Annotated in this window: 11 protein-coding genes and 1 pseudogene; 5 read left to right on the top strand and 7 right to left on the bottom strand. The window is 71.7% G+C overall.

Annotated elements, in window-relative coordinates; translation table 11 throughout:
• Window positions 1-36: 36 nt before the first annotated feature.
• Both V1633_RS10550 and V1633_RS10555 read right to left on the bottom strand, forming a co-directional pair.
• Complete coding sequence (locus V1633_RS10550) at window positions 37-2,163, bottom strand: histidine kinase (protein WP_331214049.1); 2,127 nt, start codon at window positions 2,161-2,163, stop codon at window positions 37-39.
• A 27-nt stretch (window positions 2,164-2,190) separates the two neighbouring features.
• Window positions 2,191-2,688 (bottom strand): hypothetical protein, encoded by a 498-nt coding sequence (locus V1633_RS10555; protein WP_331214050.1) that lies wholly within the window; start codon window positions 2,686-2,688, stop codon window positions 2,191-2,193.
• A 340-nt stretch (window positions 2,689-3,028) separates the two neighbouring features.
• Here V1633_RS10555 and lanL point away from each other — a divergent pair, with 340 nt between their 5' ends.
• On the top strand, window positions 3,029-6,298 hold the full coding sequence (lanL, locus tag V1633_RS10560) for a class IV lanthionine synthetase LanL (protein ID WP_331214051.1): 3,270 nt from the start codon (window positions 3,029-3,031) through the stop codon (window positions 6,296-6,298).
• A 578-nt stretch (window positions 6,299-6,876) separates the two neighbouring features.
• Here the strand turns inward: lanL and V1633_RS10565 are convergent.
• Together V1633_RS10565 and V1633_RS10570 are read right to left on the bottom strand one after the other, a co-directional pair.
• Window positions 6,877-7,593 (bottom strand): annotated as a pseudogene (locus V1633_RS10565) (AfsR/SARP family transcriptional regulator); the annotation flags it as partial.
• Between the two features lie 319 nt (window positions 7,594-7,912).
• The gene (locus V1633_RS10570; protein ID WP_331214052.1) at window positions 7,913-8,875 is read right to left on the bottom strand and encodes a TIGR03557 family F420-dependent LLM class oxidoreductase; all 963 of its coding nucleotides are present in this window, start codon (window positions 8,873-8,875) and stop codon (window positions 7,913-7,915) included.
• A 358-nt stretch (window positions 8,876-9,233) separates the two neighbouring features.
• Here V1633_RS10570 and V1633_RS10575 point away from each other — a divergent pair, with 358 nt between their 5' ends.
• Together V1633_RS10575 and V1633_RS10580 are read left to right on the top strand one after the other, a co-directional pair.
• Window positions 9,234-10,652, top strand: coding sequence for a M1 family metallopeptidase (locus V1633_RS10575; protein ID WP_331214053.1), 1,419 nt, complete (start codon window positions 9,234-9,236; stop codon window positions 10,650-10,652).
• Between the two features lie 260 nt (window positions 10,653-10,912).
• Window positions 10,913-12,313 carry a cellulase family glycosylhydrolase gene (locus V1633_RS10580; RefSeq protein WP_331214054.1) on the top strand — a complete coding sequence of 467 codons (1,401 nt, stop codon included), beginning with the start codon at window positions 10,913-10,915 and terminating at the stop codon, window positions 12,311-12,313.
• Between the two features lie 113 nt (window positions 12,314-12,426).
• Here the strand turns inward: V1633_RS10580 and V1633_RS10585 are convergent, their stop codons facing one another.
• Window positions 12,427-13,314 carry an LLM class flavin-dependent oxidoreductase gene (locus V1633_RS10585; RefSeq protein WP_331214055.1) on the bottom strand — a complete coding sequence of 296 codons (888 nt, stop codon included), beginning with the start codon at window positions 13,312-13,314 and terminating at the stop codon, window positions 12,427-12,429.
• Window positions 13,315-13,543: 229 nt separating this feature from the next.
• On the opposite strand from V1633_RS10585, the gene V1633_RS10590 reads away from it, so the two are divergent.
• Window positions 13,544-14,497, top strand: coding sequence for a sporulation protein (locus V1633_RS10590; protein WP_331214056.1), 954 nt, complete (start codon window positions 13,544-13,546; stop codon window positions 14,495-14,497).
• Window positions 14,498-14,624: 127 nt separating this feature from the next.
• Here V1633_RS10590 and V1633_RS10595 read toward each other — a convergent pair whose 3' ends face one another.
• Window positions 14,625-15,020, bottom strand: coding sequence for a hypothetical protein (locus V1633_RS10595; protein ID WP_331214057.1), 396 nt, complete (start codon window positions 15,018-15,020; stop codon window positions 14,625-14,627).
• A 258-nt stretch (window positions 15,021-15,278) separates the two neighbouring features.
• On the opposite strand from V1633_RS10595, the gene V1633_RS10600 reads away from it, so the two are divergent.
• On the top strand, window positions 15,279-15,674 hold the full coding sequence (locus V1633_RS10600; protein ID WP_331214058.1) for a hypothetical protein: 396 nt from the start codon (window positions 15,279-15,281) through the stop codon (window positions 15,672-15,674).
• Between the two features lie 133 nt (window positions 15,675-15,807).
• Here V1633_RS10600 and V1633_RS10605 read toward each other — a convergent pair whose 3' ends face one another.
• Window positions 15,808-18,036 carry a HelD family protein gene (locus V1633_RS10605; protein ID WP_331214203.1) on the bottom strand — a complete coding sequence of 743 codons (2,229 nt, stop codon included), beginning with the start codon at window positions 18,034-18,036 and terminating at the stop codon, window positions 15,808-15,810.
• Between the last annotated feature and the right edge of the window lie 75 nt (window positions 18,037-18,111).

Consider the following 18,111-nt stretch of genomic DNA (forward strand, 5'->3'; position numbering starts at 1 on the left):
CGCCGGCCTCGGCCATCGCGGGTTCAGCGTAGCGGGCTATCCGATGCGACCGCCCTCGCCATCCGGTGTCTGGATGCTGGCGCCGTTGATCCGTCTGTCATGGTTGGTGCGTTCCCCCGCCGTACGGGGGCTGGGCAGGCCGTACTCCCGATCGGCCGGTTGCCCGTCGGCCCCGGATCCGTCCACCGTCCGGTTGGGGTCGGTCGGCTGGAACGGCAGCCGGACCCGGATCGAGGTGCCGTGCGGCGTCGCTGCGGCGATCTCGAACTCGCCGCCGAGTTCGGTCGCCCGTTCCCGCATCGAGTCCAGGCCCACCCCGCCGGGCCGGCGCGGACCCAACCCGACACCGTCGTCGACGATCTCCAGGGTGAGTGCCCGGTCCAGACACACCGTCACCCGACAGGTGCCGGCCTGGGAGTGGCGTGTCACGTTGGTCAGCGCCTCGGCCACGATCCGGTACGCGGCCACCTCGATCGCCGCGGGAAGTCCCTGCAGGTCGTCGTCGACCTGCAACCGGACCGACAGCGTGCCGCTGTCGAACCGGGCACACTCGTTGCGTAGTGCCGCCGCGAGACCACGGTCGAGGGCGGGTGGCCGGAGCTGGTTGACCAGTTGACGTACCTCGCCGGTGCAGGTCTGCAGGTCCACCGCGAGCGCGTCGAGGATCCGGGCGGTCCGGGGCTGTTCGGCGACGAGCTTCTGGGCGGCGCGTACCTGCATCGCCATTCCGGCGAGGGTCGGCCCCAGACCGTCGTGCAGGTCGCGGCGCAGCCGGCGCCGTTCCTCCTCCCGGGCGGTGATCAGCCGCTCCCGGGAGTCCTGCAGGTCGTGGACGAGCCGTACGGCGTCGGCCGCCACCGCCGCGTGCAGGGCCAGGTCGTTCAACAGTCGTCGCTCGACGGTGGTGAACCGGCTGGTGGCGCTCCGGTTCGCGACCAGCAGCCGGCCCACCCGTTCCCCCCGGGTGACCATGTCGAACGACTCGACCGGTGTGTTGGACGTTCCGTGTGCGGCGAGGATCCGGGGCCCCTCCCGACCCTCCACCTCGACCGCCACGTGCGGCACCCGCAGCGAGCCCGCGATGGTCCCGGTCAGCAGCGGCAGTACGGCGTTCGGCTCGACGGTACGCCCGAGCAGGTCACCCAGTCGCGTGATCACCTGGTACGGGTCGTCCCGGTCGCCGTAGAGCAGCCGGTTGACGCCGCGTTGGACCCGTCCGCGTACCGGCTCGAAGGCCACCGCGACCAGCCCGGTCGCGACCAGCGAGGCGTTCGAGGTGCTGCCCGACATCAGCAGGTCGCGGAGCAGGGTGACCAGTCCCACGAACCCGGCGATCACCAGCAGGCTCATCACCAGCCAGACGATGGTCCGGTTGATGACCTGGTCCAGCCCGTACAGCCGGTAGCGGAGGATCGCGATCGCCATCCCGGCCGGTAGCGCCACCACCATGATGATCCAGGCGCCGGTCAGGCCCAGCACGTGCAACACCAGGCCGATGACGAGCAGGATGCCCGCGGCGAGGAGGCACGCTAGCTGCGCCCTGGTCTCGCCGTCGGCCCGCCGCCAGCGCGTCAGCAGCGAGACCAGTACCGCGACCAGCGCCGCCATGACCACCGCGATGGTGAGCAGCCCGATCTGGACCAGCAGCTGGGCACGGTCGGTGGCGGCGATTCCCGCTTCGTCGGTGTTCATCAGGTTCCGCGGATCGTCCAGGGCGGCGACCGCGAAGGCCACCGACGCGACCACGGTACCGATGATTACGAGCCAGGCGACCGGGCGCCAACGTGGTGACGGCAGCTGTCCGTCCGGAAACACCAGCAGAGCGAGGACAATCAGCCCGTACGCCGGCCACCAGGACCACTGGCTCAGCCAGTCCAGCGCCAACAGGCTGGTCCAACTCGCCGTGAGTACGCTCATGCTCGCCGCCCCCCCGGCGGCGAGCATGAGCCGACCCACTAGGTGGCCAGGCATGCTGACCAGCACCATCGCGCCCATCGTGGTGAAGGCGACGGCGACCACGCTGCTCTGACTGGTCAGTACCCCCGTCGTGTTGTCAGCGTTGAACAGTTGCCCGATGACCACCAGCGCGATGACCGCCGATGCCCCGGCCAGCAGGCTGATCCGACGTGCCGACCAACGACTGGCATTCTCCGTGGACCTCACCCCAGCGACCCCTGACCGCTCCGATTCTCAGTGTGCCCAGCCGGCGGCGTGCATCGCGTTGTGGAACCATCCGTCCGAGTGCATCAACCTGTTGGGCCCGTCCGACGACGGCGCCGTGGGACCGGGGAACTGTGCCGCGTCCTCGACCAGCGTCCCCTCGCCGATCTTCGGCAGCGCGGCGATCGCCGCCTTCAACGACAGTCCGGAGCCGGCCACCAGGTCCGGATGGCGGCTGATGTAGTCCCGGACGTGCTGGACGACAGCCTGCAGCCGGGCCTGGACCAGCTCCGGGTCGGCATCGTCCAGTGTCGGGACCAGACTCTCCAGCTCCCAGGCGTCGTTGAACACCGGCGTCAGCCGACGTCCCGCCCGGTCGAAGAACTCCAGTCCACCCTTCCCGCCGAGATCCTTTTCGCCCAGCAGGTCCGTCACGCTGTCGTAGGCGTGCGCGAAGCTGTTGTCGCTGGCGATGACGATCGGCTGGACGTCCGCGGGCGAAGCCGGGCCGCTCGGCAGTCTGGTCATGACACTCCCCTCGTGAATCCATCTTCGACAGTGATCGGCGCTGGTCGGCGACGGGCTGTCCACCCGCAGCCTAGGCCCGGAATTCAAGGTGCTGCGGGACCAGCCGTCGGCTAGGAATCATGTCCGCCCCGACGTCCCGGTGACCCGGGACCACCGTCCCGGCGCCGTCGGGAGAAACCGGCGGCCGGGTCGGAACCTCTGCCGCGATGCTGTTGTTCGGCCGGGTCCGGGCCGATACCAGGTCGATGGCGAGGCGATGCCGGTCCTCGGCAACCTGATGTTGCCGCCGGCCGCCACTCACCACGGCCGGCGCGTTGTCCACCAGCAACCGGGGAGACCGATGACGGCCAGGCTGTCCCGCACCATCCTGCACCGGGGTCCCGGCGACGTTCCGTCGACCCGGCCAGAAGAGCGCAGACCGGGCGCGGCTGCCCACCGGACCGGCCAGGACCCGGTCGGGTCCGAGGCCACCGCCCGGCCCGGCGTCGCCGCTGTGGCCGCCGAGCGCCGGGACACACTCGCCGCGCCGGCCGAGGCGGTCGCCGACCTGCTGGCCCGGATACAGCTGGCCGGCTGGACCGTGTACGGGCGGTCCGGCCGTACGGTGGTCACCCCGGCGCTGCCCGCCGCCCGGCTGCAGGGCTGGCACCTGCAGGTGTCGGCGACCGTGCTCTCCGCCCCGGAGGTGCTGGCCGCCTGCGCGCCGTTGCTGATCGAGACGGATACGCCGTTCACGTTCGTCAGCACCGTGGAGGGAGTCGTCCGACTCAACGGCGCCCGCGCGCCCCGGGCCGCCGCCGGCCGGTTCCTCATCGCATATCCCGCGAACGACGACCTCTTCCGGAATCTGGTCCGGCGGCTCGACGAGGCGACGGTCGGGATGCCGGGTCCGACCATCCTCTCCGCGTGGCCGTTCCGGGCCGGCGGGGTGGTGCACTACCGGTACGGCCTGTTCCGGGACCTCGCCGTGCGGGACCTGGACGGGGTGCACCGTCGGTGCCTCGTCGACCCGGACGGCAACCTCGTCGAGGACGCGCTGGAGGTGGTCTTCCGACCCCCGGCCTGGGCCGGACCAGCATTCGACTCGCCGCCGGGGCACCTCGTGCCACCGGCGGTCGGGACGTCCCCCGCCACGGCGGCGAGCACATCGGTCGGATCGATGTGGTCGGTCACCGCGATGCGGATGATGGGGCCAACGGGGGCGGCCGGACCGGTGGACGTCTCGTCCACCGGCCCGGCCGAGCCGGCCGGGGCGCTGGTCGGCGGCCGGTACGCCGTCACCGCCGCCCTCCGGCAGGCGAACCAGGGCGGGGTGTACCGGGCACGTGACCTGCGTACCGGGGCAGAGGTGTTGATCAAGGAGGCGCGTCCGCACGTGGCCACCGACGCCCTCGGCCGGGATGTCCGTGAGCTGCTCGGCCACGAGGCGCGGGTGCTCCGGCACCTGGCGCCGCTCGGCGTGGTGCCCCGACCGCTGCGCGAGTTCGTCCAGGGTGACCACCGTTTCCTGGTCGAGGAGCTGCTGCCGGGACGTCGACTGGCGGAGCTCCGGCCAGATCCGGTCGGCACCGGTGGGAACGTCCCGGAGACCTCGGCGTCGCCCGACCCGGTGCTCCAACCATCCGACACAGTCGAGCCGTCCGAGCTCTTACCGCCCGACCCGGTACGGCCGCTCGACGTGGCGGGGCTGCTCCCCGTGGTGCACCGGCTGGCCCACCTGCTCCGTGCGGTGCACGCGATGGACGTGGTGGTCCGGGACCTGAGCCCGGACAACGTACTGGTGCTGCCCGACGGGACGCTCCGGTTGATCGACCTGGAGTCGGCGGCGTTACGTACCGGCGGCCCGGACGACTGGGCGCGGTTCGACGGCGCGGGTGCCGAATCGGCGTACCACGCGCCGGAGCAGGTGCGGGGCAGCGCGCCGGATCCCACGGCGGACCTGTTCAGCCTGGGCATGACCGCGCTGCACCTGGTCGGCCGGGCCGCACCGGCGCACCACGCCGCCGACCTGCCGCCCCGCCGGTCGCTGGAGGAACGGGTGGCGGCACTGCTGGAGCCGCCGCTCGGCGGACGGCCGCTGCCCGACCCGGTACGGCGGATCATCAGCGGCCTGCTCCGGACCGAGCCGACCGACCGGATCGGGCTGGACGAGGTGATCTCCCTTTGCGCCCCCGTCCCCGCCGTGTCGGATCCGGTGGATACGCCAGCCGACGTCGAGACGGTGGACGAACTGCCCACCCTGCCGCACGAGGACTGGGCCGAGCTCATCGACGGCATCGTGGGCCAGTTGGCGCACGACCTCGGGGGTGAGCGGCGTCGTGCGGGTGCCGACTTCCGCTGGGCCGAGGCGCGGGCCGAGCCGTGCACCGTGCAGGACGGCATCGCCGGCCCGGTCGCGGTACTGGCCCGACTGGTCGCCGACGGCGGGTCGCCCGCCGGTCCCGATGACGCCGAGCTGCTCGGCCCGGGCACCGTACGGCGGGCGGGGCGGCTGCTGGACAGCCTGCTGGACCGGTTGCTCCGGCACCTGGACCAGGAGCGCCACGCCCAACCCGGGCTGTACGCCGGTGCCGCCGGGACCGCCTGGGCGCTCTGCGACGCCGGTCGACTGCTCGGCCGGCCGGAACTGGTCGACCGGGCGGTGGAACTGGCGCTGCGGCTGCCGGTCGTCTGGCCCGATCCGGGACTCGGACACGGCGTCGCCGGGCTCGGCACCGGACTGTTGCAGGTGTGGCGGCACACCTACCTGCCGGCGTTGCGGGATCGGATCACCGCTGCCGCCGCCCATCTGCTCGACACCGTGCAGCCCGGCCCGGCGATGCTCTGGACGGTCGACCCGTCCTGCGGTTCCGGGTACGCCGGACACCGTTCGTACGGCGCCTTGCACGGTACGGCGGGCATCGGCGGATTCCTGCTCGCCGCCGGCCACCGGCTCGGGCGGCGGGACCTTGTCGCCGCCGCCGTACGCTGTGGCGACACCCTGCTCGACGCCGCCCGGTACGACAACACCGGCGCCGCCCGCTGGCCAGCCGAACCCGGCCCCGCGCCGGAGTACCTGGCCGCCGGTCCGGACGGTCCCGCAGGCCTCGCCGCCAGTTTGCACCGGTGCACCGGACCAGCCGGGATCGGCAGTTTCCTGTGCCGCCTGTACGTCAGATCCGGCGAGCGTCGACATCTCGACGGGGCGGTGGCCGCGGCCCGGACGGTGTTCCGGGGCCGCTGGTGGTCGGACACCGGCTACTGCCACGGCCTCGCCGGGGACGCCGACTTCCTGCTCGACCTGGCCCGGGTCACCGCCGAAAACCGTTACGCCCGCCAGGCGGAGGCGCTCGGCAGGAGGCTGTGGGCGATGCGGTTCCACCGGGACGGCCGGGCGGTGTTGCCGGACGGGTCGGACCAGCGGGTCAGCCCCGGCTTCGGGGCCGGGCTGAGTGGACACCTGGCGTTCCTGCTCCGGCTCCGGTACGGCGGCCCACGGCTGTTCCAGCCTGATCCCGATCCGGTCGGACAACCCGGGGTCGGGGAGGGGAGCGGGGCCCGGGTGTTGTCGGGCCTGTCGACCGGCGCCGACCGGACGCTGTGCGCCGGCGGACGGGCCTGCCGGTGTTGACGACGCCGAACCGCCGCCTCCGGTGACCGGTCCACACCCGTTCCGGAGGACGTCGTCCCGACGGGGGCCACCGGGTCGTCAGGCACCCGCCCCGGCGCCGGTATGTCGCGCGGCGACGGGCCGACCAGGGTGTCGTCCACCGGTCCGGGTACGCCCACAGCGCAGGCAGACACGGTCGCGACGTCCACAGCGGCCGGTGAGCCTGCCGGGGTTGACCCCGGCAGGTCCGGTTGACCCGGGTTGTCGCGGGCGTCGGAGACAACGCCCTCGTCCGCGTACACCACGACGACCTCCGATGGCCCCTGGACCGACCAGCCCGGCCCCGGCGCGCCCGGGCAGGCCGGCACCGGGTCACCGTCGGCCGGCGGCGTACCGGCTCCGGCCGGTCCACCGGTCGCGGGCTCGGCGTCTGTCCGCCGGGCCGACCGTGCCGAATCGGCCTGTGCCGGCGGAGCCGACCGTGCCGAACCAGCTTCGTCCGGACGGTCCGGCGTCAGGTCCGCCGGGCTTACCCGGTGGACCGTCGGGTCGCCCTGGGCGGGTGGATCGAGCGTCGGATCCCGGTTGAGGATCCGGCGGTGCAGTCCGCTGAGTTCGGTACCCGGTTCGATGCCGATCTCGTCGCTGAGCAGGTGCCGGAACTCCTGGTAGGCACGCAGCGCCTCGGTGACCCGACCGGACCGGTAGAGCGCGATGATCAGATATTTCCGGAGCCGCTCGTTGAACGGGTCCGTGTCGACCATGTCCAGCAGCTCGGCGACCAGCCGGTGGTGTCGTCCGAGGGCCAGCTCCAGTTCCACACACCTGGCCCGCGCACCGGTCCGTGCCTCGGCGAGCAGTGCGGTCGCCGTCCGGACCAGCCGGCTGGGCATTCCGGTCAGGGCCGGCCCACGCCAGAGGTCGAGCGCGGCCCGGAGCGTCGCGGCGGCCGCCGCCGGGCGTCCGTCGTCGGCCGCCCGGTCGGCCTCCACGACCAGGTGCCGGAACAGCAGTACGTCAACGTCCGCCGTCGGTACGCAGAGTCGGTATCCGGTCGGTTCGGTGCGGACCACCGCTGGCGGTATGCCGGCCTGACCGAGCAGTCGGCGCAGCTGGGACACCACGATGGTCAGCTGGCTGCGGGCGGTCGCCGGAGGATGCCAGTCCCACACGGCCTCGGCCAGCCGCTCCATCGGCACGGTGCGGTTCGCCTCGAGCAGAAGGGTCGCGAGCACGGTGGCCACCCGGGCGCTGCGGATCCGGACCGGGACACCGGCGACCTCGACCGCGAGAGGACCCAGGATTCTGAATCGCATACGCGTCTCCGCCGTCGTGGCCGCGACAGCCGTACGGCTGCCCGTCGCTGAGCCTGCGGCAACCGGCGGGGGAGGGCCAGGGACACCCGACCCGGCCCGGTGGGGAGGAACGCCCGGCCGGTGGACCGTGCGGGGGGCGACGTGGCGGGCCACGATCGGGGCGCGGGACAGTCCACCAGCCACACCGGGAGTGCCTAGAACACCAGGTTGAGCAGCACGGTGAGCACGATCGAACCGACCACCGAGATCAGGATCATGAGCAGACAGCCGAGGCCGCCACCGAGCGGGCGGATTTCCACTCCACCGAACCGCACGCTCCTCAGAGCTCCCTCAGTCGGGGCAGCAGTTCGTCCCGCGCCCAGTCCAGGAACATCGGCTGGCTCTCGACACCCACCTGCACCAGGGCCACGTCGGTGAATCCGGCGTCGATGTACTTCTGAAAGGCCGCGACGTGGGCGTCGAGGTCCGGGCCGCAGGGCACGGTCTGTGCGATGTCCTCGGGGCGGATGGTCTCGCTCGCCCCGACGAACGACTCCGGGCCGGGCAGTTCGGACTTGACGGTCCAGTTCAGCGCGGCCCAGCGCCACTGCTCGTGCACGGTTTTGCGACAGTCGTCGGCGTCGGGGCCGTAGCAGACCGCGACCTGGCCGTACCGTGGCTTGCCGGCGCCGCCGGCCTCGTCGTACAACTGGATCACCCCGGCGTCGGGGTTGTCGCAGACCACCGCGTCGGCGTACTCGGCGGCGAGTTGGACCGAGTGCGGCCCGGAGGCGGCGACGGCGATCGGCACCGGCGTCTCCGGCCGGTCCCAGAGGTACGCCTCCGGCACCTCGAAGTGGTTGCCGGAGTAGGAGAGGTTGTCCCCGTCGAGCAGCGGCCGGATGATCTGCAGTGCCTCCTCGAACATCTCGTGCCGCTGGTGCACGTGCGGCCAGGCGCCGACGACGTGTTCGTTCAGGTTCTCCCCGGCGCCGAGGGAGAGGGTGAACCTGCCGTCCGACATGACCCCGATCGTCGCCGCCTTCTGGGCGACGACGGCCGGGTGGTACCGCCGGATCGGGCAGGTCACGAAGCTCATCAGCTTGATCCGGGAGGTGGCGTGGGCGACCGCCCCGAGCACCGACCAGGCGTACGGTGAGTGGCCCTGTGACGCCAGCCAGGGGTAGTAGTGGTCCGAGATCACCAGGTGGTCGAAGCCGGCCTCTTCGGCCCGGATCGCCTGCTGGACGAGTTCCTTGGGCCCGGTCTGTTCACACATCAGGGTGTAGCCCACCGACACCATGCCGGCCTCCTCTGCCGTCCGATTCCCGTTGACTACCCCGGATGGCCGTGGTGAATCCGGATGTCCGCAGGACGGCGTGTCCGGCGACGGTCGGGACCGGTGGGGACGTCCGGCTGCCGAGGCGTTCCCGTCCCATCCGTCACTTCCGACGCCCTCACCTCCGCAACCAAAGACAGTGATGTACTTGACTATCTGCCGCTGCTCCGGGTACGGTCGCCTTAACCGGTTAAGGTTGCCGGTGCATCATCCTTGTGGTGGGGATGACGGCACCCGTGGCGGTCGGCTTGCCCGGCCGCCCGGGCGCCACCCGGTCGCGGCGTCTTCCCCGGGATCACCGGCGGGACTACCGTGTCGGACCATGGTGATCTTTCGACGGTTGGGTGCCGTGCTGACGGCGGCCACGGTGACGGTCTCGCTCGGTGCCGCTCCAGCGGTGGCCACCGGACGGGGCCACGGCGCCGGCCACGGCGGGAGCGGCGGAACCGGCGCCCCGGGCGTCGGTGACGACTACTTCCCGGCCGCCGGCAACGGCGGGTACGACGTGCTCCACTACGGACTCGACATCCGGTACGAGCCGGTCAGCCGTGCCTTCACCGGGGTGGCCACGCTCAGTGTCCGGGCCACCGAGCGGCTCTCCCGGTTCAACCTCGACCTGCGGGGCTTCGAGGTCCGGTCGGTGACCGTGGACGGGCGTCCGGCCCGCCATGACCGCGACGGCCAGGAACTGCGGATCTCCCCGAGGTACGGCCTCGCCCGGGGTGAGCGGTTCACCGTGGTGATCCGCTACGACGGCACCACCGGTCGTCCGACCGACAACGAGGGTGCGCTCTACGGCTGGGTCTCCACGCCGGACGGCGCGTTCGTGGCCAACGAGCCCGACGGGGCCCCGACCTGGTACCCGGTCAACGACCACCCGACCGACAAGGCCAGCTACGACTTCCGGATCACCGTTCCGGCGGGCAGCACGGCGGTGGCCAACGGCGAACTCGTCGACCGGCGGACCAGCGGAGGCTGGACGACGTTCGTCTGGCGGGCCCGCGACCCGATGGCCAGCTACCTGAGCACCGCCTCGGTCGGCGACTACGACCTGCGCTTCTCGCGGGGACCCCGGGGACTGCCGATCATCGACGCGGTCGACCGCGACCTGGGCCCGGACGCGGCCGCCGGGCTGGATCGGACGAAGGAGATGATCGCGTACTTCTCCGACCTGTTCGGTCGTTACCCGTTCAGCTCGTACGGCGCGATCGTCGACGACGACTCCGACGCCGGGTACGCCCTGGAGACCCAGACCCGGCCGATCTACTCCGGCCCGCCGTCCGAGTCGACGGTCGCGCACGAGCTGGCCCACCAGTGGTACGGCAACAGCGTCAGCCCGGCCAGCTGGCAGGAGATCTGGCTCAACGAGGGGTTCGCCAGCTACGCCGAGTGGCTCTGGGAGGAGCACACCGGGGGACGTACCGCGCAGGCGCGGTTCGACACCAACTACGCCCGACCGGAGACGGCCAGCCTCTGGAACCCGCCGCCGGGCGACCCGGGCGCGTCGAACCTCTTCGCCGGCTCGGTCTACACCAAGGGCGCGATGACGCTGCACGCGCTACGAAAGAAGATCGGCGACCGGGCGTTCTTCGCCCTCCTCCGGACCTGGTACTCCGGCAACCGCAACGACACGGCGAGCACCGCCGACTTCGTCCGGCTCGCCGAGCGGACCGCCGGACGGCAGCTGGACGCCTTCTTCCAGACCTGGCTCTACACGCCCGGCAAGCCGACGTCCTGGTGACCGTCGACCCGGCGGGTTCGGGGGCCGGCTCGGCCGGAGCCCGACCCGCCGGGGTGGTCGGCGGGACCGATCCGGGGCCGGTCGACCGCCTCGTTTGACGCGGCCACACCCTTGGCCGGTTACTTAACCGGTTGCGTTAACTCCTTCATCGGCCTACCCTGATCCGTGCCGCCACAGGGAGTCGGCTGGTAACTGTCGGGCAGCAGTTGCCTACCCCTCACGTCTCCCCCCGTCACGGGGGTTCCTCCCTGAGGTAGGTCATGAAGAAGAGAGTCTCGGTCGTCGCCGCAGCCCTGTTCGCCCTGATCGTCGCCGTGGTCGCCGCCCTCGTCGTGGTCTCCGCGCCGGCACGGGCCGCAGCCGGTTTCACGGTCAGCGGCGGGCGGCTGCTCGACGCGAACGGCAATCAGTTCATCATGCGCGGGGTCAGTCACCCGCACGCCTGGTACGCGAGCCAAACCGGTTCATTCGCCAACATCAAGTCGCTGGGCGCCAACACCGTCCGGGTGGTACTCAGCAGTGGCGCCCGCTGGACCCAGAACAGCGCCAGCGACGTCGCCAACGTGATCAGCCTCTGCAAGCAGAACCGGCTGATCTGCGTCCTGGAGGTGCACGACACCACCGGCTACGGCGAGGAGAGCGCGGCGATCACCCTGGACCAGGCGGTGAGTTACTGGATCAGTATCCAGAGCGCGCTGACCGGCCAGGAGAACTACGTCATCCTCAACATCGGCAACGAGCCGTTCGGCAACAACGAGAGCGTCAGCGCGAACTGGGCGACGCACACCCGCAACGCCATCAGCCGGCTGCGTAGCGCCGGCTTCGACCACACCATCATGGTCGACGCACCGATGTGGGGCCAGGACTGGCGCTTCATCATGCGGGACAACGCACAGTCCGTCTTCAACAGCGACCCGGACCGCAACACCGTCTTCTCGATCCACATGTACGGCGTCTTCGACACCGCCGCCGAGATCACCGACTACCTCGGCCGCTTCCGTAGCGCCAACCTGCCGATCGTGGTGGGGGAGTTCGGGCACAACCACTCGGACGGCAACCCGGACGAGGACACCATCATGTCGTACGCCCAGCAGAACGGGATCGGCTACATCGGCTGGTCGTGGAGCGGCAACGGGGGCGGGGTCGAGTACCTCGACATGGTGACCAACTTCAACGCGGGTCAGCTGACCTCGTGGGGTCAGCGGATCTTCAACGGTGCGAACGGGATCCGGCAGACCGCCCGGGAGGCGACCGTCTACGGCGGAGGCAACCCACCGACCACTCCGCCGACCACCCGGCCGCCGACCACTCCGCCCACCAACCCGCCGACGACTCCGCCGACCAGCCCACCGGGCGGAACCCGCGGCTGCTCCGCGACGTACGCGATCACCGGTCAGTGGCAGGGTGGCTTCCAGGCCGACGTGCGGGTGACCGCCGGCAGCGCCGCGATCAGCGGCTGGACCGTCAGCTGGACCTTCGCCAACGGACAGCGGGTCAACCAGTCCTGGAACGCGACCGTCACGACCAGCGGATCGAGCGTCAGCGCCCGCAACGTCTCGCACAACGGCAGCCTCGGCGCCGGGGCGAGCACCGCCTTCGGGTTCCTCGGCTCCTGGACCGGCAGCAACAGCGCACCGACGGTGAGCTGCGCCGCGAGCTGACCCTCGTGCTCCACCGGCCGGCATGTCCGGCCACGCGGTGCCCGGCCGGGCCCGGATCCGGGCCCGGCCGTCCCGGGTACTCACCGCTGCGCCGTCGGCGACGGTCCGACGACTCAGCCGGCCCGACGCAGGCGCGGTAGGACCTCCGTCGCCACCTCTTCGAGTACCGCCTCGTCGCCCGCGTACCAGCTCGAGGCGCGCGGCCAGTGGGTCACCACGTCGGTGAAGCCCAGCTCGGCGGCCCTACCGACGGCCTCGGCGAAGTACTCGGCGCTGGACAGTGAGAACACCGGTGCGGAGTCGAGCGACAGATAGCGGTCCAGGGTGGCCGGGTCGCGGCCGACCGTGGCCAGGGTCTCGTCCAGCCGGGCGGAGAACTCGGCGACCGACCGCCACCACGCGGCGAGGTCGTCGGAGCCCTGCGCCCCGGTCGTCACCCAGCCCTGACCGTACCGGGCGGCCAGCCGCATCGAGCGCGGCCCGTTCGCCGCCACCACGAACGGCACCCGGGGCGACTGGACACAGCCCGGAGTGCTGCGGGCGTCCACCGCCGCGTAGTAGTCGCCCCGCCAACTGACCCGGTCGGTACGCAGTACGAGGTCGAGCAGTTCGGTGAACTCGCCGAACCGGTCCACGCGTTGCCGTGGCGGCAGCGTGTCACCGCCGAGTACCGCGGAGTCGAAGCCGATCCCGCCCGCGCCGAGTCCGAGCAGCAGCCGACCGCCGGAGATGTCGTCCAGCGCGGTGACCTCGCGGGCGAAGTGCACCGGGTGCCGGAAGTTGGGGGAGGCGACCAGTGTGCCGAGCCGGATCCGGCCGGTGACCGAGGCAGCCGCGGTCAACGTGGTGACCGCGTCGAACCACGGCCCGTCGACCAGGTCACGCCAGCCCAGGTGGTCGTACGTCCAGGCGTGGTCGAAGCCCCACTGGTCGGCGCGGCGCCACCGCTCCGCCGCCACGGACCAGCGCTGATCGGGAAGGATCACGATGCCGACACGCATGCGCGGAGTCTACGGCGGCCCCAGGTCAGCACCGGCGGGCCGGTCCCGACGCGGGAGCGCGGCGCGTGGGTCACTCTAACGAGTGACCGTACGAGCGCTTTCAGCAACCTCACAGCTACGGTGAATAAGGTCACCCCACGGTGTGATGATCCACCGTGGAGGACTGTGCCGAGATCCACGGCCATCCGCCGTCACGAGGAGTAACCCTCCGTCCACAGGAGCAAACCCTATGGTCTTCAAGAAGATGTTGAGCGCGCTCGGCGTCGGTGGTCCGAGTGTGGACACCGTGCTGACCAACCCGAACACCCGGCCTGGCCTGGTGCTCGACGGGCAGGTGAACCTGCGCGGCGGTGACACCGCGGCCGACATCGAACAGATCACGCTCGCCCTGGTCACCCGGGTCGAGATGGAGGCCGGTGACAGTGAGTACGCCGGCACCATGGAGTTCTACCGGCTTCCGGTGAGCGGGGCGATGCGGCTGGACGCCAAGCAGGAGCTGTCCATCCCGTTCCAGCTTCCGGTGCCGTGGGAGACGCCGATCACCGACGTCTACGGCCAGCGGTTGCGTGGCATGACCATGGGGTTGCGGACCGAACTGGCGATCGCCCGCGCGGTCGACAAGGGCGACCTCGACCCGGTCGCCGTACATCCGCTGCCGGTGCACGAGAGGATCCTCGAGGCGTTCGCCCAGCTCGGGTTCCAGTTCAAGAGCGCGGATCTGGAACGGGGCCACATCCACGGTGTGCAGCAGACCCTGCCGTTCTACCAGGAGATCGAGTTCTACGCCGCACCCCAGTACGCGCACGCCATCCGCGAGGTCGAGCTGACCTTCGTGACCAACCAGCAGGGCGTTGACGTCATCATCGAGTGCGACAAGCGCGGCGGCCTCTTCACCGCCGGGCACGACACCGTCGGCCGGTACACCGTCTCGCACGCCGGCGTCGACCAGGTCGACTGGCGTCAGCAGGTGGAGGCGTGGCTCGGGCAGACGGTGTCCAGCTACGCCAGCCGTCCCGGTTTCGGCCACGGCGGCCGGCCGGGCAAGCAGGGCCACCAGGGCCACCACGGCCACCACGGCGGCATGGGCGGCATGGTCGCCGGTGCCGCGCTCGGCATCGGCGGCGGCATGATCGCCGGGGAACTGCTGGAGGACGCCTTCGAGGGCGACTTCGGCGACGAGTGAGAGCGCTCGGATTGACGCACGGTGACGGCCCCCGCCGAGTTCGGCGGGGGCCGTCACCGTCATCTTTCGCTACCACCGGTCACTCTCCGGCGGCCCGATGCCTCGCACCGGGTGCTCCGGGGAGCGGTTACTTGCCGGAGCGTCGCCAGGCGTTACCCAGCTTCGACAGACCACGGCTACCGAGGTACGCGATGGTCAGCAGGGTGATGAAGAACCACGCCTGGTTCACCGGGAACTGGTCGGTCCCGGCGGCGTTCGTGCCGGTCCAGGCCGACACACCCAAGACACCACCGACGGCCAGCAGATAGACGTACAGTTCGGTGCTCAGGAAAGCCGGTTTCGTTTCGTTGCCGCGACCTGCTCGGCGGTCGTCGTCCGCCATCCGCCGCTGCATCTCCGACAGGGTGTCCTGAATCTGCCGGTTGGAGATGCCCTGGCTCGACATTTCGCGGGTGGGCGCCGACTGCATGGTCGACATCTGCTGCTGGTCCATCGACTGCCTGGACGGGGTCTGCGTACTCATCTTTTCCTCCTCGGATTCGATGAGATCTCTGGCGATTGCCCTCGTCGGAGCGGTCACGTGCCGCCCACGGCGGGGCCACCCGTTGGCTACCCGACGGGGTTGACCACAAACTGTCGCCCCCCGGCCGCGATCCCGGGCCCGCCGGTCGGGCCGCTCCGATCCGCCGGCCGGTACGCCGGGGCCGGGCCGTCCGGCGTTTGCCGACCCGGGCACCGGGGACACTCCGCGCAACGCAGAGCGAAGGGTGAGGTGGTGGACGTGCGCGAGGAGGACAAGCGGCAGCGGTCGGTGAGCCGGGCCGAGCAGCGGGTCGGCCGCGGTGAGTACGGTCCCGGCGCGGTGGACGAGGTCACACTCCCGGTCGACGAGGGACGGGCGGCCCACGAACTCGACATCGAGGACCCGGCCGACCGGGCGCCCGATCCGGACGTGCTGCGCGACGGTGGACCGACCCGTAACCGGGGCGTGGTCACCACCACCGGCGGTAGTGCCGGGCCGGCCAGCGCCCGACGGCGGCCCCGACGACCGGGCGGAAAGGTGGCTCCGACCACCACCGGGGACGCCACGACCGGCGGCACCAACACCCCGGCGAGCGGCTCGACCAGCGACGGATCCGGTCAGGCGACCCAGATCGGCAACTTCACCGACAAATAGCCGGTCCGAGGCGGGTGGTGGCGGTCCGGTCCGGTACGTTCCGGACCGGACCACCTCGTCGGAACCGGACGCACCGGCCGGAAACGGGAACTCGGCCGGGCGGCCACCGGCGTGCCGGTGCGGGACGACCGACTCACCCGGTGCGGAGCACACCCAACCGCTGGGTGGCGCGGGTCAACGCCACGTACAGGTCGCTGCGTCCCCGGGGTGACTCGGCCACGATCAGTTCGGGGTCGACGACCACCACCGAGTCGAACTCCAGCCCCTTGGCCTGGGCGACGGTCAGCATCACCACCCGGCTGCGCAGCTCCGGGTCGTCGCCGAGCGCCACCTCCGGCTCGGCCGCCCGGGCCACCGGGGCCAGCTCGTCAACCAGGCCGGCCGGCACGATCACCCCGAGCCGGCCGTCGCCGAGCTGACCGACCTCGGCCCGGATCGCGGCGTCGAGCCGGTCCGCCAGCCCGGCCCGGGGTACCCGTTCGTCCCACGGCTGCTCGCCGGTGCCGCGTACTGCCCGTGGCGGGGTGAGGGTCGGGTCGATCTCGGCCAGCACCTTGGCCGCGACCGCCATGATCTCGGCCGGGGTGCGGTAGCTGACGGTCAGCTCCTCCAGGCGCCACCGGTCGCCGACGTACGGCTCCAGCACCCGGTCCCAGGACAGGGCACCGGAGAGGGCGCCGGTCTGGGCCACGTCGCCGACCAGGGTCATCGACCGGTTCGGGCTGCGGCGCATCAGCACCCGCCAGGCCATCGGGGAGAGCTCCTGCGCCTCGTCGACGATCACGTGACCGAACGCCCAGCCACGGTCCGCCGCCGCCCGTTCCGCGGTGGTCAGCTGCTCACCGTCGACCTGCCGGTCGGCCAGCTGGTCGGCGACGAGCAGGTCGGTGACGTCCAGCATCCCGTCCTCGGCGTCGGCCTCGTCCTCGAAGTCGATCGACTTGGAGCCGGCGGCGATCTCCAGCACGCCCTCGGCGTACTCGATCTCGGCCTGGCGCTGGCGTTCGGCCCGCGCCCGGGCGGCGCGGTCGTCCTCGCCGAGCAGCTCGGCCGCCTCGTCGAGCAGCGGTACGTCGGCCGGGCTCCAGCCGCCCCGGGGCTCGCGGCGCAACGCGGCCCGCTCCGCCTCGGTGAGGTTCGTCGTGGCCGCCGCGAGGCGGGTGTCGGAGGCGAAGAGTCCGGCCACCACCTGCTGCGGGGTGAGCACCGGCCAGAGCCAGTCGAGTACCGCCTGCACCTCGGGCTCGGCCCGCAGCTCCCGGCGGAACTCCGCGAGGTCGGCCTCGTCGAGCAGGTTCTCCCCGCCCAGCGGGTCGGCGCCGATCCGTTCCGCGAGCTGGTCGGCGAGCGCGTGGATGATCTCGATGTCGAAGAGCGGTCGGGCCAGGTTGTGTGGGCGGTCCATCCGGCGGACCCGGTCCCGGGCGGCGGCGATGGTGGCCGGCGTCAGTACCACGCGGTCCCGCTCGATGTTGATCTCCACCGGCTCGTCCGGTACCCGCTCCCGGTCCCGGATCGCGGCGGCCAGCACCTCCACCATGTCGAGCCGGCCCTTGATCTCGGCGACCTCGGCCGATTCGGCCCGGGTGGCGGTGACGCCGGGGAAGAGTTCGCCGACCGTGCGGAGCAGCACCCCGGTCTCGGCGAGCGTCGGCAGCACCTGCGAGATGTAGCGCAGGAAGGTCGCGTTCGGACCGACCAGCAACACGCCCCGGGTGGAGAGGATCTGGCGGTGGGTGTAGAGCAGGTACGCCGCGCGGTGCAGCGCCACCGCGGTCTTGCCGGTGCCCGGCCCGCCCTGGACGACGAGCACCCCGTCCAGGTCGGCCCGGATGACCGTGTCCTGCTCGGCCTGGATGGTCCGGACGATGTCGGTCATCCGTCCGGTACGGCTGGCGTTCACCGCGGCCAACAGGGCGGCCTCGCCGGTCAGCCCACCGGTGTTCCGGCTGCCGGCCAGGGTCGCGTCGGTCAGGTCGAGCACCTCGTCGTCCAACCCGACCACCTCGCGGTACCGGGTCCGGATGTGCCGGCGCCGGCGTACCCCGTCGGGTGTGGCGGCGGTGGCCAGATAGAAGGCCCGGGCCGCCGGGGCGCGCCAGTCCAGCAGCAGGGCGTCGTGTTCGTCGGTGCCGAAGATGCCGATCCGGCCGACGTAGAGGTGGGTGTCGTCGTCGAGGTCGAGACGGCCGAAGCAGAGTCCCTGCTCCACGGCGCCGAGCCGCTCCACCTGGTCGGTGTACATCCGTACCGTGCTGTCGCGCTGTGAGCGTTCCTGCTGGGTACCGCCGGAACCGCGCAGCGCGGTGGCGAGCCGGCGGGCGGCCTGGGCCCGCAGCCCGTCGAGCTGTCGGTAGAGCATGGAGACGTACCGCTGCTCGCCGGCGATCTCGTCGGCGGATGTGTCGGCCGGGGACGTGCCGGGTGCGACACCGGC

Origin of the sequence: Plantactinospora sonchi (assembly GCF_036422035.1) — a bacterium.
GTDB classification, from domain to species: Bacteria; Actinomycetota; Actinomycetes; order Mycobacteriales; family Micromonosporaceae; genus Plantactinospora; species Plantactinospora sonchi.